The organism is Mycolicibacterium septicum DSM 44393 (assembly GCF_000455325.1).
In the GTDB taxonomy this organism is placed as follows: domain Bacteria; phylum Actinomycetota; class Actinomycetes; order Mycobacteriales; family Mycobacteriaceae; genus Mycobacterium; species Mycobacterium septicum.
The window spans coordinates 674,140-693,026 of sequence record NZ_HG322951.1 but is presented as its reverse complement, the minus strand read 5'-3'; the positions used below and the strand labels follow the sequence as shown (position 1 = coordinate 693,026).

20 protein-coding genes are annotated in these 18,887 nt (G+C 67.9%); 13 read left to right on the top strand and 7 right to left on the bottom strand.

Translation table 11 applies throughout. From position 1 onward, the window contains the following. The first annotated feature begins 63 nt into the window (after positions 1–63). Entirely contained in the window at positions 64–2,226 is a 2,163-nt protein-coding gene (locus tag TX88_RS03295) for an acyl-CoA dehydrogenase family protein (RefSeq protein ID WP_044514639.1), read from the top strand. Positions 2,227–2,234: 8 nt separating this feature from the next. Here the strand turns inward: TX88_RS03295 and TX88_RS03290 are convergent, their stop codons facing one another. Then, positions 2,235–2,897 (bottom strand): TetR/AcrR family transcriptional regulator, encoded by a 663-nt coding sequence (locus tag TX88_RS03290; RefSeq protein WP_044514637.1) that lies wholly within the window; start codon positions 2,895–2,897, stop codon positions 2,235–2,237. 243 nt (positions 2,898–3,140) lie between these two features. Between TX88_RS03290 and TX88_RS03285 the strand changes: the two genes are divergently transcribed. Together TX88_RS03285 and TX88_RS03280 are read left to right on the top strand one after the other, a co-directional pair. Further along, positions 3,141–3,716, top strand: coding sequence for a hypothetical protein (locus TX88_RS03285; RefSeq protein ID WP_049924821.1), 576 nt, complete (start codon positions 3,141–3,143; stop codon positions 3,714–3,716). Between the two features lie 114 nt (positions 3,717–3,830). Next, complete coding sequence (locus tag TX88_RS03280) at positions 3,831–4,733, top strand: alpha/beta hydrolase (RefSeq protein WP_044519042.1); 903 nt, start codon at positions 3,831–3,833, stop codon at positions 4,731–4,733. Here the strand turns inward: TX88_RS03280 and TX88_RS03275 are convergent. Further along, entirely contained in the window at positions 4,713–4,958 is a 246-nt protein-coding gene (locus tag TX88_RS03275) for a hypothetical protein (RefSeq protein WP_044514636.1), read from the bottom strand. The genes TX88_RS03280 and TX88_RS03275 overlap by 21 nt on opposite strands. Positions 4,959–5,009: 51 nt before the next feature. Then, a complete protein-coding gene (locus TX88_RS03270) occupies positions 5,010–6,545 on the bottom strand; it encodes an APC family permease (RefSeq protein WP_044514634.1) in 1,536 nt (511 codons plus the stop codon). Between the two features lie 184 nt (positions 6,546–6,729). On the opposite strand from TX88_RS03270, the gene TX88_RS03265 reads away from it, so the two are divergent. Genes TX88_RS03265 through TX88_RS03220 form a run of 10 tightly spaced genes read left to right on the top strand, consistent with a single transcriptional unit; the run spans position 6,730 to position 14,503 of the window. Beyond that, positions 6,730–8,010 (top strand): class-III pyridoxal-phosphate-dependent aminotransferase, encoded by a 1,281-nt coding sequence (locus tag TX88_RS03265; RefSeq protein WP_044514633.1) that lies wholly within the window; start codon positions 6,730–6,732, stop codon positions 8,008–8,010. Next, the gene (locus tag TX88_RS03260; RefSeq protein ID WP_044514631.1) at positions 8,007–9,554 is read left to right on the top strand and encodes an aldehyde dehydrogenase family protein; all 1,548 of its coding nucleotides are present in this window, start codon (positions 8,007–8,009) and stop codon (positions 9,552–9,554) included. Before TX88_RS03265 ends, TX88_RS03260 begins: the two co-directional genes overlap by 4 nt. 4 nt (positions 9,555–9,558) lie before the next feature. Continuing rightward, a complete protein-coding gene (locus TX88_RS03255; RefSeq protein ID WP_044514630.1) occupies positions 9,559–10,164 on the top strand; it encodes a BMC domain-containing protein in 606 nt (201 codons plus the stop codon). Next, the gene (locus TX88_RS03250) at positions 10,161–10,673 is read left to right on the top strand and encodes a hypothetical protein (RefSeq protein ID WP_044514628.1); all 513 of its coding nucleotides are present in this window, start codon (positions 10,161–10,163) and stop codon (positions 10,671–10,673) included. The genes TX88_RS03255 and TX88_RS03250 overlap by 4 nt, the downstream gene beginning before the upstream one ends. Next, entirely contained in the window at positions 10,670–10,933 is a 264-nt protein-coding gene (locus tag TX88_RS03245; RefSeq protein ID WP_044514627.1) for a EutN/CcmL family microcompartment protein, read from the top strand. The genes TX88_RS03250 and TX88_RS03245 overlap by 4 nt, the downstream gene beginning before the upstream one ends. Before the next feature lie 12 nt (positions 10,934–10,945). Beyond that, positions 10,946–11,227, top strand: a complete 282-nt coding sequence (locus tag TX88_RS03240) for a BMC domain-containing protein (RefSeq protein WP_044514625.1) — start codon at positions 10,946–10,948, stop codon at positions 11,225–11,227. Positions 11,228–11,229: 2 nt separating this feature from the next. Further along, positions 11,230–11,892, top strand: a complete 663-nt coding sequence (locus tag TX88_RS03235) for a microcompartment protein (protein ID WP_044514624.1) — start codon at positions 11,230–11,232, stop codon at positions 11,890–11,892. Further along, positions 11,892–12,887, top strand: coding sequence for a phosphotransferase enzyme family protein (locus TX88_RS03230; protein ID WP_044514622.1), 996 nt, complete (start codon positions 11,892–11,894; stop codon positions 12,885–12,887). The genes TX88_RS03235 and TX88_RS03230 overlap by 1 nt, the downstream gene beginning before the upstream one ends. Positions 12,888–12,906: 19 nt before the next feature. Continuing rightward, entirely contained in the window at positions 12,907–13,686 is a 780-nt protein-coding gene (fabG, locus tag TX88_RS03225) for a 3-oxoacyl-ACP reductase FabG (RefSeq protein WP_044514621.1), read from the top strand. Positions 13,687–13,735: 49 nt separating this feature from the next. After that, positions 13,736–14,503 (top strand): GntR family transcriptional regulator, encoded by a 768-nt coding sequence (locus TX88_RS03220; protein WP_044514619.1) that lies wholly within the window; start codon positions 13,736–13,738, stop codon positions 14,501–14,503. Here the strand turns inward: TX88_RS03220 and TX88_RS03215 are convergent. Genes TX88_RS03215 through TX88_RS03200 form a run of 4 tightly spaced genes read right to left on the bottom strand, consistent with a single transcriptional unit; the run spans position 14,478 to position 18,887 of the window. Further along, on the bottom strand, positions 14,478–15,602 hold the full coding sequence (locus tag TX88_RS03215; RefSeq protein ID WP_322786849.1) for an MFS transporter: 1,125 nt from the start codon (positions 15,600–15,602) through the stop codon (positions 14,478–14,480). The two genes, TX88_RS03220 and TX88_RS03215, sit on opposite strands and share 26 nt — an antisense overlap. Continuing rightward, positions 15,599–16,876, bottom strand: coding sequence for an amidohydrolase family protein (locus TX88_RS03210; RefSeq protein ID WP_044514617.1), 1,278 nt, complete (start codon positions 16,874–16,876; stop codon positions 15,599–15,601). The genes TX88_RS03215 and TX88_RS03210 overlap by 4 nt, the downstream gene beginning before the upstream one ends. Next, entirely contained in the window at positions 16,870–17,982 is a 1,113-nt protein-coding gene (locus TX88_RS03205; protein ID WP_044514615.1) for a CoA transferase, read from the bottom strand. Before TX88_RS03205 ends, TX88_RS03210 begins: the two co-directional genes overlap by 7 nt. Continuing rightward, entirely contained in the window at positions 17,982–18,887 is a 906-nt protein-coding gene (locus tag TX88_RS03200; protein ID WP_244438467.1) for a hotdog family protein, read from the bottom strand. The genes TX88_RS03205 and TX88_RS03200 overlap by 1 nt, the downstream gene beginning before the upstream one ends.

Below are 18,887 nucleotides of genomic sequence, written 5' to 3'. Positions count from 1 at the left end.
GGCGCACAAATGTGACCTGCATCACGTCGACGTCCCGCGAAACCCCCGTTAGCTTCGCTAAACATGACTAAGTCTGCGCTGGCCATCACCGAAGAGCACCAGGACCTCGCCGACGCGACGTTCGGGCAGCTGAAACGCCTCGACAGCCGCGCAGCCGCCCGCGCCACGCTGGAGAAGGCCGGCACCTACAACAGTGAGATCTGGTCCGCCGGCGCCGAACTCGGCTGGAACGGACTGGCCATCTCCGAGGAATACGGCGGCTCCGGATTCGGGCTGCCCGAACTGGCGGTGGTCGCCGAGATCGCCGGCCGGGAGCTGTGCCCGGGTCCGTTCCTGCCGACCGTGTCGGCTTCGGTGGTCATCGACCGCTACGCCCCGGACGCCGTTCGGGCCGAACTTCTTCCGGGCCTCGCCGACGGTACGACGGTGGCGGCGCTCGGGCTGGCCGGTTCCGTGAGCATCGGCGCCGACGGCCTCCTGGGCGGCCAGGCGCGCGCGGTGCTGGGCGCACCCGACGCCCACGTGCTCGTGCTCGCCGCCGGCGACGACCTCGTCGTGCTGGATGCCACGGCCGACGGGATCACCGTCACCGCACAGGATTCCCTGGACCCCACCCGCAGCATCGGTGCTGTCGACCTGCGCGCGGTGGCGGTCGACGAGAGCCGGATCCTGCGCGGCGCAGCGCGTGAGGCGCGCACGGTGTTCCGCATCCTCGGCTCGGCGGAGGCGGTGGGCGTGTCCTGGGCCGCACTCGACATGGCCGTCGAGTACGCGAAGGTGCGCGAACAGTTCGGCCGCACCATCGGCACCTTCCAGGCCGTCAAGCACCACGCGGCCAACATGCTCGTCGACGCGGAACAGACCACCGCCGCGGTATGGGACGCCGCCCGTGCCGACAACCTCGAGGGCGCCCGGTTCGCCGCCGCGGTGGCCGCCGCCCATGCCATCCGGGCCCAGATCTTCTGTGCGCAGACCAACGTTCAACTCCACGGCGGCATCGCATTCACCTGGGAACACGACGCGCACCTGTACCTGCGCCGCGCCCGGACCCTGGCCGCGGTGCTCGGCGACGGTGCCGACCCCCTGATCGACGTCGTCGACGGGCAACGCAGCGGGCAGGCGCACGGGGCGTCGTTCGCGCTACCCGAAGAGGCCGAGCAGTACCGCCAGGACGCCAGGGACGCGGCGGCCGCGGTGCACGCACTGTCCGAGGACAAGCGCCGCGACTACCTGGTGGATTCCGGCTATCTGGTGCCGCACTGGCCCAAGCCGTGGGGCCGGGCCGCGAATGTGTTGGAGCAGTTGGTGATCGAGGAGGAGTTCACCGACGTCGAGCGGGCAGACATGGGCATCACCGGTTGGGTGACCCTGACCATCGCCCAGGCCGGCACCGAAGATCAGCGCGAACGCTGGGTGGAGCCCGTGCTGCGCGGGCAGGTCATGTGGTGCCAGCTGTTCTCCGAGCCGGGCGCCGGTTCGGATGCGGCCGCGGTGCGCACCGCGGCCAAGAAGGTCGACGGCGGCTGGCGGGTCACCGGCCAGAAGGTGTGGACCAGCCTGGCCCAGCACTGCCAGTGGGGCCTGGCCACGGTGCGCACCGACCCCGACGCCCCCAAGCACGCCGGTGTCACCATGATGGCGATCGACATGAAAGCCCCTGGGGTGACGGTGAATCCGTTGCGCGGGCTGACCGGCGACGCCCACTTCAACGAGGTGTTCTTCGACGATGTGTTCGTCCCGGACGCCGATGTGGTCGGCGATGTGAACAAGGGTTGGCTGGTCGCTCGCGCCACCCTGGGCAACGAGCGCATCTCCATCGGCGGCGGTTCGGCCGCTCCGACGGGATTCGACGCCGACGAGCTGGTGGCCCTGATCGACGCGGATCCCGACGGGGCCCGCTACGTACGTCAGGCCGGTGAGGTGATCGCCGTGGGCCACACCCTGCGGCTGCTGAACCTGCGCCGGGTCAGCCGCGCCATCGCGGGCACCGAGCCCGGGCCCGAGGGCAACGTCACCAAGCTGCTGGTCGCCGAGCATTCTCAGCATCTGACCGAACTGGGTATGGATCTGGTCGGGACGGCCGGGGTGACCGGCGAGACGTCGAAACTGACCCGCGCCTATCTCGGCAACCGGGCCATGACGATCGCCGGCGGAACGTCCGAGATCACCCGCAACACCATTGCCGAACGCATCCTGGGCCTGCCCCGCGATCCGCTGCTGAAGTAGGACTTCCCCTACGTCTTACGACGCGCCCCCGGGCGTTGTGCCGGGGGCGGGGCCATGTAGAGCGTGATCGCCGCGCGGAGGCCCGCCAGCGCGTCGTCGATGTCGGCGCGGGGGCCGAACGCACGCTCGGCGTGCAGACCCCTCAGTGCCGCGGGCAGCAATGCGCTCACTTGGCGGGCACGACGGGGGTCGACGCTGACGCCGTCGAAGAACTCACCGAACTGTTTGATCAAGGCATCCTCGAGGACATCCAACGCGCTTGCGGTGCGCGGATAGTTCCGCTCGAGTTCAGCGCGGTCTTTGGCCAGCGCCGCACGCAGATTCGACAGGGCCGCGTTGTACGGAGAGGCGTAGGCATTCCACAAGAGGTCGATGATCTCGGCGACCCGCTCCTCCACCGACCCGGCAGACGGGTGCGCCCAGACGTCCGGCCCGGCGGTATCCAGAATGTGCAGAATCGTCGCGGCCCAGAACCCGTCGGCGTCGCCGAACTGGTACTGAACGGTCCCCCAGGTGACCTTTGCTTCCTTGGCGATCATCTTGACGCTGACCGCGTCGGGCCCGCCGCTCGCCAACTGTTGCAGCGCAACGTCGAGGATGTGTTTGCGCGACGACTCGCCGCGCCGGTTGGGACGTCGGCCTGCCCGAAGAGGGCTCTGGGGTGCCGTCATCGTCTCATCGTAAGTTGGCTCGAGCGCAGAACCATGAGTTCACCACTCTTGTGTTTTTCATCACTAGCTTTATGATACTCGTCAAGCTCCGAGGAGCCACAGCATGTGATCCCTTGTACTACAACCGATAAACCGCCATATAGCCGTTACGCTACGGCGCCCTGATTCGAGAAGGCATCCATGATCCGGCACGACTCAGCGGTGCACACCTCGCTGCGACAGATCCGTAGGAGCTGAAGAACCATGGGACATCAGCGCATTCGGCGCTCCGCCGATCGCTTCACCCGCTACCGCCTGCACGTCACCGCCTCCGATGTCGGAGAGCTCGTCACCTCGGCGGGCGGCTGGATCTGCGATCGGATCCACGCCGGCTGGGACGTCACCGTGTCAGTCGACGCACCGTGCGATGTGCGCCCGCTGCAGATCCTCGGCGTCACGACGGTGGTGATCGGCCAGCAGCTCGACGCCATCGGCCAGCCCGGAGACATCGCGACGGTCGCCTTCCCGTCCACGGCCTTCGACCACGACGAAACACTCCGCACCGAGGTGCTGCGTGTTCTGGAGGGCAACACTGCCGAGGTCACCACCTGGGGTTCGGTCCCCGGCGAGATCGACGGTCGCGTTCGGCGGTTCCAGTATCGACTCACCGGCCTGGCCCGAGCCTTCAAGGCACATGCCGTTGCCGCGGCAGCGCTGCCCACCGATGGCATCGGTCCGACCGAGGACCTCTACACCTCCGGGTCGTGGCACGACGTGTCCGTCGATCGCGGTGACACCTACCTGGCAGCAGTCACGAAAGCCGGCGGCGTCGGCAACTAGATCAGCGTTCGCGACCCGCCTGACCTGCTCCTACCACCGGCCGTGCGCTCGACGCCCGCGGAAATCGCGGGGCTGGATGCCGGCCAGGTCGGGACGCGCGGTAGAACGGACATTGTGACTGCGACCACAGACGGCCGGCCCAGCTTCCATCCGGACCTCGAACGCATCGCCCGCTTCATCCCACGTCGGCTGGTGTCCAGGCGCACGCTGCCGCTGCTGCAGCGGCTGACGGTGCTGCAGAACCGGCAGACACCCAAGGATGTCGAGGTCCTGACGCTCAGCTCGGGTGTCGGCGTGCGACTGTTCCGGCCCGCCGGGGTCACCGAACCGGCACCGGCCCTGCTGTGGATCCACGGCGGCGGCTATGTGCTGGGCAGCCCGGCGCAGGACGACGCCCTGTGCCGACGCTTCGCCAGGGAACTCGGCATCACGGTGGCAGCGGTCAAGTATCGGCTCGCGCCGCAGAACCCCTACCCGGCCGGGCTGGAGGACTGCTACCAGGCGCTGAAATGGCTCGCGGCACTTCCCGCGGTCGACCCATCACGGGTCGCTGTCGCAGGCGCCAGCGCGGGCGGCGGACTGGCCGCCGCCCTTGCTCTGCTCGCCCGTGATCGCGGTGAGATACCCCTTGCCGCACAGATACTCGTGTATCCGATGCTCGACGACCGCTCCGTGGGCCCGGAGCTGGAGAACCCCGGTCACCGGTTGTGGACGCAGGGCAGCAACCAGTTCGGCTGGTCGGCCTATCTCGGAGGCGCTGATCCCGCCACCGCGGTACCCGGCCGTCGTGAAGATCTGGCAGGGCTGCCGCCGGCGTGGATCGGTGTGGGCACGTTGGACCTGTTCCACGACGAAGACATGGCCTACGCCGAGCGCCTGCGCGCCGCCGGGGTGGAATGCCAGGTCGAACAGGTGTACGGGGCGTTCCACGGGTTCGATCAGATCGCCGCGAAAACACCGGTGGCACAGGCCTTCATGGCCAGCCAGGTCGCGAATCTACGCGCGGCGTTTGCCTGATTCCCGCTGGTGCCGCAGGTAGCGGCAGGCGCGTTCCAACAAGCCGCGGTCGGCAGCCGACAAGGCTTTGGCCCTGGGCACCTGACCCGCGACGATCCCGGCGAACCGGACGCACAACTGTTCAGCGGTCATGCCGAACTCGAGCCAGACGTCGTCCTCGCGCGGACCCCCGTAGGGAGCCCACGCGAGGACGAATTTCAGCAGGAGACGTTCGAAGGAATCCATCTACCGGCCTGGTCGCTGACCCAGTCGCTGATGAATACGGCCTTCAACTGTTCAGTCTCGAACAACGTTGTCCTCGAACACGATCCGGCCGATCAACTCGTAGCGGCGCGGATCGCGCAGCTTGAAGTAGGTGGCCATGCCCGCGCCCAGGACGAAGATGCCCACCACGATCCACGGCGTCAGCTTGAACAGCAGGGTGCCGGAAGCGGTGCCCGCCGCCGCGTCCTTGTGCTCCCACAGCAGGTACACGACGTAGAGCATGCCGAGCCCACCGAGGCCGGGGGCGATCAGTGTCTTGAACCAGTGCTTGGACACCGGGTGGTTCTTGCGGATGTGGAAGTAGCTGATCACCGAGAACGCGCACAGCGACTGCACGATCAGAATCGCCATGGTGCCCAGGATCGCGAGCAGCGTGTACATGTGCACATAGGGGTCCATCCCGGCGAGCAGGAAGGCCAGGATGATCACCAGGGTGATCCCGCTCTGCACGAATGAGGCGATGTGCGGAGAACCGTGCGTGGGATGCGTTGCGCCGATGGTCTTCTGCAGACTCTTGGACAGGCCTTCGCGGCCCAGCGCGTACAGGTAGCGCGACGCGCAGTTGTGGAACGCCATGCCGCAGGCGAACGACCCGGTGACCAGCAGGATGTTGAACACCGTGATCGCCCACTCGCCGTAGGCGCTACGCACCGGGCCGAAGAAGATCTCCGACGAGGTCGCGGAATCCTGCGCGAGTTCCACCGCGTGCTGCGGCCCGGTGCCTGCGATCGCCATCCAGGACACGAACACGTAGAACAGACCGACGCCCAGGACGCTCAGCATGGTGGCCCGGGGAATGATCTTCTTGGGGTTGCGCGACTCCTCGCCGTACATCGCGGTCGACTCGAAGCCGACCCACGACCAGAAGGCGAAGAACAGGCCCAAACCGGCACTGGCACCGGCGATTCCGGCAGCCGGGGAGAACGCACCGATGGGGTTGATGGTCTCGGCGACCGCGAAACCCTGCGGACCGCCGCCCTTGACCAGCACCGCCACGGCGCCGAGTGCGAGCATGACGATCTCGGTGACCAGGAATACACCGAGTACCTTCGCGGTCAGGTTGACGTCGAAGTAGGTCAGGATCGCGTTGACCGTCAGCATCAGCAGCGCCGGGATGATCCAGTGGATGTGGATACCCAGTTGGGATTGCATGAAGTTCTGGAAGAAGAACGAGAAGATCCCGATCAGCGAGGCCTCGAACACCACATAGGCCATGGTGATCAGTCCGCCGCTGGCCATCCCGACGATGCGGCCCAAGCCGTGGGAGATGTAGCCGTAGAACGCGCCCGTGGTGGTGATGTGCTTGGCCATGGTCGCGTAGCCGACGGCGAAGAGACCGAGGACAACGGTTGCGACGATGTAGCCGGCCGGCGCATGTGAACCATTTCCGAAGCCAACGGCGATCGGCACATTGCCGACCATTGCCGTGATCGGGGCGGCGGTCGCTACCGCCATGAAGATCACGCCGACGGTGCCGACGGCGTTGCGTTTCAGTCTCTGGACGTCTTGAGCTGCATTTTCGCTCTGAGCGACAACTTGATCGGTCATCTAGCGGGATACCTTCCAGGTAACAGTGGATGCTCGATGTGGCCTGGGCCACAGTGCGAACCTAAGGCATATTGGCACGACCAAAACCGATTGGCAAGCACTTTCCGCAACCATTGACACAAATGGTTGCGACCGTTTACGGTGAGGGCCATCACAGCTACCGGATAGCTGGAGAGGGAGCCGCATGTACGACTACGGCACGTTCACGTTCGAATCCAAAGCCGAAGTGCTGGATAAGGCGAAGACGTTCTGGAATCCAGACAAGACACAGTTCTGGACTGACACCGGTGTCGATCTGGTGATCGACCGCCGCGAGGGATATTTCCTGTGGGATATGGGCGGCCGCCGCCTGATCGATCTGCATCTCAACGGTGGGACCTACAACCTCGGTCACCGCAATCCCGAAGTGATGCAGGCGATCACCGAGGGCATGGAGCATTTCGACGTCGGCAACCACCACTTCCCGTCGGTGGCCCGCACCGCCCTGGCGCAGCGCCTCGTCGAGACCGCGCCCGCGTCGATCAAGAAGGTGGCCTATGGGTCCGGAGGCGGTGAGGCGATCGACATCGCGCTCAAGAGCGCCCGGCACGCGACCAAACGCCGCAAGATCGTCTCGATCGTCAAGGCCTACCACGGCCACACCGGCCTGGCCGTGGCCACCGGCGACGACCGGTTCGCCAAGTTCTTCCTGGCCGACCAGCCCGACGAGTTCCTCCAGGTGCCGTTCAACGACATCGAAGCGATGGAACGGGTGCTGGCCCCCGGCGATGTCGCCGCGGTGATCATGGAGACCATCCCGGCCACCTACGGATTCCCGCTTCCCGCACCGGGTTACCTGGAAGCCGTCAAGGCCATCACCGAGAAGCACGGCACCCTGTACATCGCCGACGAGGTGCAGACCGGCCTGATGCGCACCGGTGAGCTGTGGTGCATCACCAAACACGGCATCGAGCCCGACATCCTGGTGACCGGCAAGGGCCTGTCCGGAGGCATGTACCCGATCACCGCGGCCCTGCTCAGCGATCGCGCCGCGAAGTGGCTCGACGAGGACGGCTTCGGCCACATCTCCACCTTCGGCGGCGCCGAGCTGGGCTGTGTCGCCGCGCTGAAGACGCTCGAGATCTCCACCCGCCCCGAAGTGCGCTCGATGGTCCACTACATCGCCGACATCTTCGACCACGGGCTGCAGCGCATCCAGGCCGACCACCCGGACTGGTTCGTCGGTATTCGCCAGAACGGTGTGGTGATCGGCCTGGAGTTCGACCACCCCGAAGGCGCCAAGTTCGTGATGCGGGAACTCTACGAGAACGGGGTGTGGGCGATCTTCTCGACGCTGGATCCCCGTGTCCTGCAGTTCAAACCGGGTCTCCTGCTCTCGCGCGAGCTCTGCGAGGACGTCCTGGACCGCCTCGCCGTCGCGGTGGCCAGGGCCGAGACCGTCGTGAGAGGACGTAAAGCATCATGACCAGTACCGCACAGGCCGGCCACATGCTGGAACGGGCCGGTTGGGCCGCGGCTGCCTACGCCGATTACGACGCGGCGGCGGTGAACAACATCGTCAATGCGGTGGCCGACGCCGCCTACGGCGCAGCCGAACGGTTCGCCGCCGAGGCGGTGGCCGAGACCGGGATGGGTGTGGTGGCCGACAAGGTCACCAAGAACCGGGCCTGCTCACGCGGGATCGTCGACTACTACCGGGGCGAGGACTACGTGTCGCCACGCGTCGACGAGGCCCGCAAGATCGTCGAGCTGCCTAGGCCGGCGGGCGTGGTGCTGGCATTGACGCCGACCACCAATCCCGTTGCCACGGTGTACTTCAAGGTGATCCTGGCGCTGATGACCCGCAACGCCGTCGTCGTCGCTCCGCACCCGCGGGCCAAGCAGTGCTCGGGCGACGCGGCCCGGCTGCTTGCCGAGGCCGCGGTGGCCGCCGGCTTACCGGACGGCATCGTCCAGGTGGTCGAGGAACCGTCCATCCCGCTGGTTCAGGCGCTGATGGCCGACGAGCGCACCGACGTCATCGTGGCGACCGGGGGCACCGGCGTCGTGCGTGCGGCGTACTCCTCCGGCAACCCCGCACTCGGTGTCGGCCCCGGCAATGTCCCGGTGTTCGTCGAGGCCAGCGCGGACATCAACGCCGCGGCCAAGCGCATCGTGGACAGCAAGGCCTTCGACAACTCGGTGCTGTGCACCAACGAATCCGTCCTCATCGCCGAGGACGCGATCGCGGGCAAGCTCAACGGCGCACTGACCCGTGCCGGGGCGCACATCCTCGACGAGGACGGCGCACGGCGCCTGCGGGCCTACATGTTCGCCGACGGCCACCTCAACACCGACGTGGTGGGCCGTGATGCCGCCTGGATCGCGGGGCAGGCCGGCCTGCGGGTCACCCCCAAGACCCGGGTGCTGATCGCGCCGTTCAACGACGTGATCTCCGAGGAGATGCTGGCCCACGAGAAGCTGTCCCCGGTGCTCGGCATGACCACCGCGGCCGACGCCGCACGTGGTACCCGCGCCGCCCGGGCAGTGGTGCGGATCGGCGGGGCCGGTCACTCGGCGGCGATCCACAGCGAAAATCCGTCGGTGATCGCCGATTTCGCCGCCCAGGTACCGGTGTTGCGGGTGTCGGTCAACGTGGGCAACAGCACCGGCAGCTCCGGGCTGGAGACCAACCTGGCGCCGTCGATGACGATCGGCACCGGGTTCGTCGGGCGCAGCTCGATCGGGGAGAACCTGCAACCGCAGAACCTGATCAACTGGGCCCGCATCGCCTACAACAGCGATTCCGCCGTGCCGATGGGCAATTTCGCGGGGATCAATCCGTGGCACTCACCGGCCGGACCGGTGCCGGAGTATCCGCGCGCCTCCAATGACCGTCACGGTGCGCCTGTCACGCCCCGCCGGCCATACCCGACTGCCAACCGGTCGTCGGATCCCGGACTGGACGTGCTGCGGGCCGAACTGCGCGCGCTGGTCGCCGAAGAACTCACACAACTGATCAAGAGGTAGGGCTGTGGCTGAACTTCGTTCCTTCATCTTCATCGACCGGCTGCAACCGCAGACCATGTCGTATCTGGGCACCTGGATCAAGGGGGCTCTTCCCCGTGCCGATCAGGCCGCCCAGATCATCGAGGTGGCACCGGGACTGGACATCGAGGGCGTCACCGACGTCGCCCTCAAGCACGCCGAGGTCAAGGCCGGAATCCTGGTGGTAGAGCGGCAATTCGGCTATCTGGAGTTCCACGGCGAGACCGGTGCGGTCAAAGCTGCCGCGGACGCCGCACTGGACGAGCTCGGCGGCAACACCGGAAGCGCGGTGCAGCCGAACGTGCTGGCCTCACGGATCATCTCCAGCGTCGACCACCAGCATGCCTTCCTGATCAACCGCAACAAGATCGGATCGATGGTGCTCCCCGGGGAATCACTGTTCGTGCTCGAGGTGGCCCCCGCGTCCTACGCCATCCTGGCCACCAACGAGGCCGAGAAGGCCGCGGACATCAAGGTGGTCGACTTCCGGATGATCGGCGCCACGGGCCGCGTGTACCTGTCCGGGACCGAAGCCGATGTTCGTACGGCAGCCGAGGCAGCCCAGGACGCGCTGGCAAGGGCCACCGCGTGAGTATCAACCGGGACGAACTGCGCGCCCTCGTGCGTGAGGTGGTGCGGGATGCCGTCCGCGATGTCGGCGCTGCCGCGAAGACTCCGGGGCCGGTGGCTGTCCCCCCACCACCGGCTCCGGCTCCACCCGCCCCGCCGACGGTCGCGGACCAGTTCGGCGTGGAACCCACCGGGCCCCGCGCCGTCGACGGCAAGAACCGCACCGAGACGGTGCAGTTGAGCAATGACCGGGACCTCAACAGCTTCGTCCGGAAGCTGTTGCGGCTCTTCGAAAGCCCGAAGACCCGCGCGGACCTCAAGGCAGGTCGGCTCAGCTTCCGGCTGGCGGGATCGACCCGGCCATCCGGCGGCGGAGCCATTCACCGCATCGAAACCGGGGCGGTCACCGAACGGCAGATCGCCGACATGGCCGGCGGCACGCTCGTGCTCGGCCGCAAGGCGGTACTCACCCCGCTGGCCCGAGAAAAAGCCCGCACTCTGGGGATCACGATCGAGAAGGAGCGCAAATGATCTCAGCGGTTGTCACCGGCAACGTGTGGTCGACCCGTCGGATCGACGGCATCCCGCCCGGCGCGTTCCTCGAGGTCGAGATCGACGGCACCGGGTCGAAGCTGATCGCTTTCGACGTCCTCGGCAGCGGTGTGGGCGAGCGGGTTCTCGTCGCGCAGGGCTCCGTGGCCTCGGGCTGGTTCACCGGCACCCCGCCTCCGGTCGACGCACTCATCATCGGATCCATCGACAGCAAACCTGATACCAAACCCAACAAATAAGGAGAAACACCTATGTCCAGCAACGCAATCGGACTGATCGAGACCAAGGGCTACGTGGCTGCGCTGGCCGCTGCCGACGCCATGGTCAAGGCCGCCAACGTCACCATCACCGATCGCCAGCAGGTCGGCGACGGCCTGGTCGCCGTGATCGTCACCGGTGAGGTGGGTGCCGTCAAGGCTGCCACCGAGGCCGGTGCCGAGACCGCCTCGCAGGTGGGCGAACTGGTGAGCGTGCACGTCATCCCGCGTCCGCACAACGAACTCGGCGCGCACTTCGCGGTCGCCAGCAAGTAGCCATGCCGACCAAAGCAGAGGAGAGTACGCGGATTCGCACCCAGATCCGCGTCTACCTGTTGGTGGAGGACCTGCAGCGCCAGTTCGCCGCCTACCTCGGAACGCCGACCCGGGCCCGGGGTTACCCACCGTACGAGGGTGAGCACGCGCTGATCGTCGAGGTGTCCCCCGCCTTGGCGATCGAGCGGGTGATCGACCTGGCACTGCGTGAGGTCCCTGGCATCCAGCCCGGAATCCTCTACGTGGAGCGTCAATTCGGTGTTCTCGAGATCCACTCGGCCAGTCTGGAGGATGTGCAGCGGGCCGGCGAGGCGATCCTGGCCGGCACCGGCAACAAGGCTTCCGACCAGCTGCGGCCGCAGGTGCTCTACCACGACATCATCGAGAACATCACCGATCAGCATGCGGTGATCCTGAACCGCAACAGGCAGGCATCGATGATCCTGCCCGGGCAGTCCCTGCTGGTGTACGAGATGACCCCGGCGTTGTTCGCAGCGGTGGCGGCCAATGAGGCGGAGCGGGCCGCACCTGGGCTTACTGTGGTCGACGTGCAGATGATCGGCGCCGCTGGGAGGCTCTACATCGGCGGTAGCACCGCTGACGTGACCGTGGCGAGGGACCGGATCACGGCGGTGCTTGATGGTATTGAAGGACGGGATCACTGATGGTCATCACCGACGAGATCGATGTCGCCCAACTGGCGTTACGCCAGTACGACATCGGGACGGACGCGACGCTGCGATTGCTGAACCTGTCCGAGAATGCCACCTATCTCGTCGAAGATGCCGGCGCCCAGTCGATCCTGCGGGTGCACCGGCAGGACTATCACCAGCCGCACGAGATCGAGTCGGAACTCGACTGGCTGCAGGCGTTGCGGGCCGACAGCGACGTCACGGTGCCCACCGTGTTGCCGGCCCGCGACGGCCGGCGGCTGGTCACCGTCAACGCCGATGGAACCGACCGCCACGCCGTGCACTTCGGCATGGTCGCCGGGGCCGAGCCCGACGAGGGCACGTTGACCCTCGGCGATTTCCACACGCTGGGCCGGATCACCGCTGCGCTGCACGACCATTCGCAGCGGTGGGAGCGCCCGGCCGGGTTCGGCCGGTTCTCCTGGGACTGGGAACACAGTCTGGGGGCGGCTCCCCGTTGGGGCCGCTGGCACGATGCCGAAGGCGTCGGCACGGCCGAGCAGCAGGTGCTGGAGCGCGCCCAGGCGCTGCTGCACGATCGGCTGCACGCCTACGGCACCGGGCCCGACGTCTACGGCCTGATCCACGCTGACCTGCGGTTGGCCAATCTGCTGGTGGACCCTGACCCCGCGGGAACTCCCAAGATCACCGTCATCGACTTCGATGACTGCGGATTCGGGTGGTATTTCTATGATTTCGGCACCGCGGTGTCGTTCATAGAAGACGACCCGGCACTGCCGGAATGGCAGGACGCCTGGGTGAGCGGCTACCGCACGCGACGCGATCTGCCTGCCTCGGACGAGGACATGCTGGCGTCGTTCGTGCTGCTGCGCAGGCTGCTGCTGCTGGCCTGGATGGGCAGCCACAGCCACTCCAGGGAATCGGCGACCAAGGCCATCAGCTACGCCGCGGGCAGCTGCGAACTCGCCGAGCGCTACCTGCGCTCCAACGGCCTCACCCTGACCTGACTCTCAAAGGACCCCAAACATGTTCGCATCGCTTCAGGGCCGTTCGGCCATCGTCACCGGCGGCAGCAAGGGCATCGGGCGCGGCATCGCCCAGACGTTCGCCAACGCCGGCGTGGACGTCCTCATCACCGGCCGCAACCAGTCCGACCTCGACGAGGCGGTCGCGGCGCTCGCCGACGCCCCGGGTCGGGTCAGTGCCCTGCGCGCGGACGTGACCAGTCCCGAAGATGCCCGCCAGGTGGTCGGTGCCGCCGTCGAGCGGCACGGCGCGCTGGACATCGTCTGCGCCAATGCCGGCATCTTCCCGTCCGGACGTCTGGAAGACCTCACCCCGGACGACATCGACCAGGTGCTTTCGGTGAACTTCAAGGGCACCGTCTACATCGTGCAGGCCGCCCTCGCTGCCCTGACCGCGAGCGGCCACGGACGCGTCGTCATCACGTCGTCGATCACGGGCCCGATCACCGGCTACCCCGGCTGGTCGCACTACGGGGCGTCCAAGGCCGCCCAGCTGGGCTTCCTGCGCACCGCCGCGATGGAGCTGGCCCCGAAGAAGATCACCATCAACGCCGTGCTGCCCGGCAACATCGTCACCGAGGGCCTCGTCGAAATGGGCCAGGACTATATGGACCAAATGGCCTCGGCCGTGCCTGCCGGCCGACTCGGATCGGTCGCCGACATCGGCAACGCGGCGCTGTTCTTCGCCACCGACGAAGCCGCGTACATCACCGGACAGTCGCTGGTCGTGGACGGCGGACAGATTCTGCCCGAATCTCACATGGCAATCGCTGAACTCTAGTTCAACCTGGATAGAATTGGCTGTACCAATACACGGGCAGGGGGCCGGGGTGGCAGTTCACAGCGAGGAGTTGCGCAGGCGCATCGTCGGCGATATCAACGCGGGCACCCCCGGCGCGAAACTGGGCAGTGAGCGTGACCTGGCCGAGCAGTACGGCACCAGCCGGTCCAGCCTGCGCCAGGTGCTGGCCGCATTGGAGGAAGCCGGGCTGGTGCACCGGGTGATCGGCCGGGCCGGCGGCATCTTCATCAGCCACGGCCAGGTAGAGCGACACCTCTCCGATGTGGTCGGCGTGCCCGCTTTCCTGGCCAATCAGGGGTACGTCGCGGGCACCCGAGTGCTCTCGACGCGCATCACCACCCCCGACGACGCCACCAAGACCGCCCTCCGGCTGGGACCCGGCGACTACGTGATCGAGATCCAGCGAGTCCGTCTGGCCGACGGCTCACCCATCTCGCTCGAACACGCGCAGTTCCCCGCCGACGCCTTCCCGGGCCTGCTCGATCAGCAGCTGGGCGGATCACTCTACGAAATCCTGGAATCCCAATACGGTTTGGTCACCGGCCGGGCCGATGAGCGGATCGAGGCGGTCAGCGCGACCAGCAGCGAAGCCACCCTCCTGGGTATCAAGCCCAAGGCGGCACTGCTGTTGATCACCCGGGTCACCTACGACCAGAACGGTTCTCCGTGCGAGTTCTCCCGCGACCTGTTCCGCGGAGACCGCACGGCTCTGGCCGTCACGGCGAAGGGCAGCGGTATCGCCACCCACGCCGATGCCAACACCGCCTCGGTCACCTTGCAGCGCCAGGCCGGCTGAGCCATATCAGCCCGACTCCCGCACACACGGCCGTCATCACGGCGAACGCCGTCGGGAACGAGAACGACGTGGCCAGCGCACCGACGGCCAGTGAACCCAGCCCTGTGCCAGCGTCGAAGCCCACGTTCCAGGCGACGCTGACCGCGCCGCGGGCATGCTCGCCCGTCGCGGCGAAGGCCTGCACCAGGGTGAGATTCTGCAGTCCGCCGTAGGCGGTGCCGAGCAGCGCGCAACCGAGAATCACCAACCCGCCGCCGACACCGATACCCACGGCGATCACCGCCAGACCGACCGCGCCGACACCGAGCATCGGGGCGATGAATCCGGCCGGGCCATGACGATCGGCGACCCCGCCGACCAACCACCTGGCCAACGCGGCCATGCCGGTCATGGCCAACAACGCCCCGAGCGCAGTTGTCGCACCGCCCAACAGCGGTGCGAACGTGAGGATCGCTCCGCCGGCAGCTGTGATCACCACGAGTGCGGCGATCGGGCCGACCAGCGGCCCGATGCTGTCGAGTCGGTCCGAATGCGGTTCGTCCACCAGGGTCGGCGCCGGGCGGGCGAACGCCAGCGGCACCGCCAGCAGAGGAATCGCGGCCAGCACGAACACCGGCTGAAACCCGACGTTCTCGGCCAGCCACGGTGCCAGCGGGGTCAACACGAACTGCGGTGCCGCAATGGACAGTCCGTACGCGCCGATCGCCCGGCCGCGGCGCTCCTGCGGGATCAACGCGGCGATGCCCCTGACGCTGCAGACCGTCAGGATGCCGAAGCCCAATCCCCGCAACGCCGCCAGAATCAGTACCTGCCACAGGGAACCGGTCAGCGAGTGCAGCACGGCCGGTATCCCCAGCAGCACGAGCCCGAGTGCCTGCGTGACGCCCCAGCCGGCCCTGCGCAACAGCCGGCCGACCAACAGTTGCGCGATGACGGTGAACAGCATCAGCACGCTGTTGACCGCCCCGGCCCCCAGGCTGTCGCCACCGATATGTACCGCCCACATGGGGGCAACCGGCAGCAGCAGGGAGAACCCTGCGAATCCCAATGCGGCACACCCCAACAACGCGGGCATGCCCGCTACCCGCCACACGCTCACCGCTCGAACACCACCACTCCGCCGACGATGGTGGCAGCCACCAGATCGGCGTCGAGCGCGTCGACCACCCGCTGCGGGGAGCCCGTCAGCAGGCACAGGTCGCCGGGCTCGCCGGTCGCGATACGCCGGGGCCGGGCCGGGTTCTCCGCGCTGCCCAAGAACAACGTGAGCGCGCGCCGCCCCGATATCCGTTCGACCGGGTTGAGCACCGCACCGTGCGGGGTGCGACGGTGCACGGCCGCGCGCATCGCGGCCCACGGATCGGGGGCACCGAACGGCGCATCGGTGGACAACGCGACCGGCACGCCCGCAGACAGCAGAGTTGCCAGCCGCCAGAGCTGATCCTGTTCGGCGGCAGGCACATCCGTGCGGTACTGATCGCCCCGCTCGGCTACGAAGTTGGGCTGGGTCACCACCGTGACCCCGAGGGCGACGAGGTCGGCGATACAGTCCTGCGGCACCATCGCGGCGTGCTCGATCCGGTCGGCCGGATGGCTACCCGCCGCACGCAGGGCGGCGATCGTGACGACGAGTTGGGCCGCGGTGACGCAATGCACCGCCACCGGTTCACCGGCCTGGTGCCGGTGGGAGATCCAGGCCGTCAACGCATCCAGGTCGAGCCCGTCATCGTGCAGGATGCGCTTGCCCGGGGCCAGGTAGTGCGCACGTTGGCACATGGCCGTCGGGCGATCACCGGGCTGCAGGTCGGGCGTCGCATCGGTGACCCCGGTTACGCCGTAGCCCGCCAGCCGGGCGCTGAACTCCGCGACCGCCGCAGGTCTGCGTTCCAGCGCCTCCGACCAGGTGCGGTCCGCGCTGCGCAGACGCCCGTCGGGATGATCGTCCAGACCCAGCGCTGCCAGGCCCGAAGAGTTCACGGTCCACAACACGCCACTGCGATGCTGCACGCGCACCGGGACATCAGGGGTCAACCGGTCCAGGACGTCCCGGTCCAGCGGGCCGGCCACCGCCTCGTGGTAACCGACGGCACGGACCCAGCCGTCACTGCCCGCCACCGCAGAGCTCAATACCCTGGCCAGCGCGTTCTCATCGGCCACCTCGGCGGGCCCGACGCGGACCGAATCCCCCTCGGCCGCAGCCGAGTACACGTGCAGATGATGATCGTGCAGTCCGGGAATCACGGTGCCGAACGCGGCGTCGAGCACCTGTTCACCGGGCTCGGCAGGCAGTGATTCCGCGACCGCTTCGATGGTGTCGCCGACGCGGATGTCGGCCACCGCGCCGTCCAGCAGGGTCGCACGACGAATCAGCATGCGGCATCGGTCCGTTCCGCCACCAATCGGCGCACCGCGTCGTTGTCGGATCCGAGTTCCGGGCCGGGCGGCCCGGCGGCGGGCCGTGCCGGGGTCACCTCGGTATCTTCGCCGTCGCGGGAGTGGTATCCGGCAGCCACGGCGGCCATCGAGAACTCGATCAGCTCTCCGCCGCCGCGTACCCGTGATGCCACCACGGCAGCCGCGGCATCAAGTCCGGTGAGCGGGTCGGCGATGGCGTCACCGCTGAATACCGGTGCTCCCTCGCGGTATCCGACGAGGCCGCCTGACACCGCGGCGTCGTCGCCGAACGCCACCCAGCCGGCCTTCTCCCCCGCGGTGCCGTGCCCGGTGATGCGCAGCCAGATCCGGCCGGGCCGGTCCGCGACGGTGTCGGGACCCAGCCCGCGCCGGCTCAGCGCCGCGGGTCGTGAGGCCTCGATGACCACGTCGGCCACCTCGATCAGAGCGGCCAGGTCCCGGGGATCATCGAAATCGACCGCGTATGAGAGCTTTCCGCTGTTCATCCAGTCGAAGAACTCCGGCGCTCCGGCCCGCGTCCCGTCCGGACGACTCCGGCTCTCCACCTTGACCACGGTGGCCCCGGCCCGGGCCAACAGCTGTCCGCACAGGGGCCCGGCCCACATCGAGGACAGGTCGGCCACGAGCATGCCTGCCATCGAACCGGTCCGGGCAGGTCCGAGAGGGCTCACCACCGGCGGCGCGGGTGCGGTTTCACCCAGCACGGCGACCGGCAATCCCAGCAGGCGAGCCCGGCCGGCCACCTCCGCGGCGGAGGTCACCGCCGCCCAGGCCTGGACGGCGGGCCATGGGTCGGGCTCCACCGAATCCTCCTGCAACAGTGCGGGAACAGCGGCCACATCATCGGGCCGCGACAACGTCAGCGCACACCATCCGTCGCCGGTGGCCAGCAGTCGCGTCGCTTTGCCCGCCGAGACCTGCGCCCGGGGTGCGATGTCCAACAGTGCGGCGCGGCCGGTCAGCAGTTCGGCAGCGTCGACCCGCACGCCTGTGACTGCCGTGAAGTCGTCGGCGACCGTCTGGGCCTGCCGCAGCAGGGCCAGCGGAATCGCCAACGGTGTCATCAGAACTGCAACGCGCTGAACCGCCAGTCCAGCACCTGGCGGTCGTCGCCGCCGTCGGGTCCGCCGGCCGCGTACACCAGCGAGCGCAGTTTGAGCACTCCGGCGTCGGCCGATTCCACATGCAGCTCACTGAACAGTGTGTCGCCCTCGTGCACCGGACCGGTGTGATCACAGGACTCCCAGCCCAGCACGGTGACCAGGTTCGGGAGCAACCTGCAGGCCTGGGCCAGGGCCAGCCCGATGGTGTGCCCGCCGTACACCAGGCGCTTGCCACCGGCGCGCCAATCATGATGGGTGGCAGCGATGTTCAGGGTCAGCCGGGCCAGTTCCGGGGCGCTGCTGACCACATCGGCGGTGCTGTGCAGCACCGCGCCGGCCAGCGCCGGGTCGAAATGCGGTCCGGGCACCCGGGTCCGGAAAGCGTCCGCATCCCAGCCGGCGGTGGGGTTCGGCGCGGCGGCGCCGGCGCCGATCGCCGACAGATCGTCGGCATGCCCGGTGTCGACGTCGTCACCGGACAGCGGCAGCATCGCGCAGCGGTAGAAGTCGAGAACCTTGCGATCCAACTGGTCGACAGTCGTCATCCGCAGCGCTGCCAGGCCGGTGGCCGCCCGGCCGGGCTTCGTCGAATTCTGTTTGAGACCAACCACTTCGGTGCGGGTGTACAAGGTGTCACCGATCACCGGGCAGCGGTGGAACGCCAGGCCCCGGTAGAACAGGTTGGCCTTGACCCGCTGGGTGACCAATGTGCTCTGCCCGATCGCGACGTCGCACACCAGCGCGGGGTGCGCCAGCGGACCCGGCTCGCCGGTCACCGCGGTGGCCAGCTCGGCGTCGAGCGCCAGCCGCAGCCGGTCACCGAGGATCGCCTGGTGCGTCGCGGCCGCACCTGCGGTCAAGGTCAT

What these genes read in the sequence shown, in the direction of transcription:
- TX88_RS03295 (WP_044514639.1), top strand. Translation starts at nt 64, where the DNA reads ATGACTAAGTCTGCGCTGGCCATCACCGAAGAGCACCAGGACCTCGCC.
- TX88_RS03290 (WP_044514637.1), bottom strand. Translation starts at nt 2,897, where the DNA reads ATGACGGCACCCCAGAGCCCTCTTCGGGCAGGCCGACGTCCCAACCGG.
- TX88_RS03285 (WP_049924821.1), top strand. Translation starts at nt 3,141, where the DNA reads ATGGGACATCAGCGCATTCGGCGCTCCGCCGATCGCTTCACCCGCTAC.
- TX88_RS03275 (WP_044514636.1), bottom strand. Translation starts at nt 4,958, where the DNA reads ATGGATTCCTTCGAACGTCTCCTGCTGAAATTCGTCCTCGCGTGGGCT.
- TX88_RS03270 (WP_044514634.1), bottom strand. Translation starts at nt 6,545, where the DNA reads ATGACCGATCAAGTTGTCGCTCAGAGCGAAAATGCAGCTCAAGACGTC.
- TX88_RS03265 (WP_044514633.1), top strand. Translation starts at nt 6,730, where the DNA reads ATGTACGACTACGGCACGTTCACGTTCGAATCCAAAGCCGAAGTGCTG.
- TX88_RS03260 (WP_044514631.1), top strand. Translation starts at nt 8,007, where the DNA reads ATGACCAGTACCGCACAGGCCGGCCACATGCTGGAACGGGCCGGTTGG.
- TX88_RS03245 (WP_044514627.1), top strand. Translation starts at nt 10,670, where the DNA reads ATGATCTCAGCGGTTGTCACCGGCAACGTGTGGTCGACCCGTCGGATC.
- TX88_RS03240 (WP_044514625.1), top strand. Translation starts at nt 10,946, where the DNA reads ATGTCCAGCAACGCAATCGGACTGATCGAGACCAAGGGCTACGTGGCT.
- TX88_RS03235 (WP_044514624.1), top strand. Translation starts at nt 11,230, where the DNA reads ATGCCGACCAAAGCAGAGGAGAGTACGCGGATTCGCACCCAGATCCGC.
- TX88_RS03230 (WP_044514622.1), top strand. Translation starts at nt 11,892, where the DNA reads ATGGTCATCACCGACGAGATCGATGTCGCCCAACTGGCGTTACGCCAG.
- fabG (WP_044514621.1), top strand. Translation starts at nt 12,907, where the DNA reads ATGTTCGCATCGCTTCAGGGCCGTTCGGCCATCGTCACCGGCGGCAGC.
- TX88_RS03210 (WP_044514617.1), bottom strand. Translation starts at nt 16,876, where the DNA reads ATGCTGATTCGTCGTGCGACCCTGCTGGACGGCGCGGTGGCCGACATC.
- TX88_RS03205 (WP_044514615.1), bottom strand. Translation starts at nt 17,982, where the DNA reads ATGACACCGTTGGCGATTCCGCTGGCCCTGCTGCGGCAGGCCCAGACG.
- TX88_RS03200 (WP_244438467.1), bottom strand. Translation starts at nt 18,887, where the DNA reads ATGACCTTGACCGCAGGTGCGGCCGCGACGCACCAGGCGATCCTCGGT.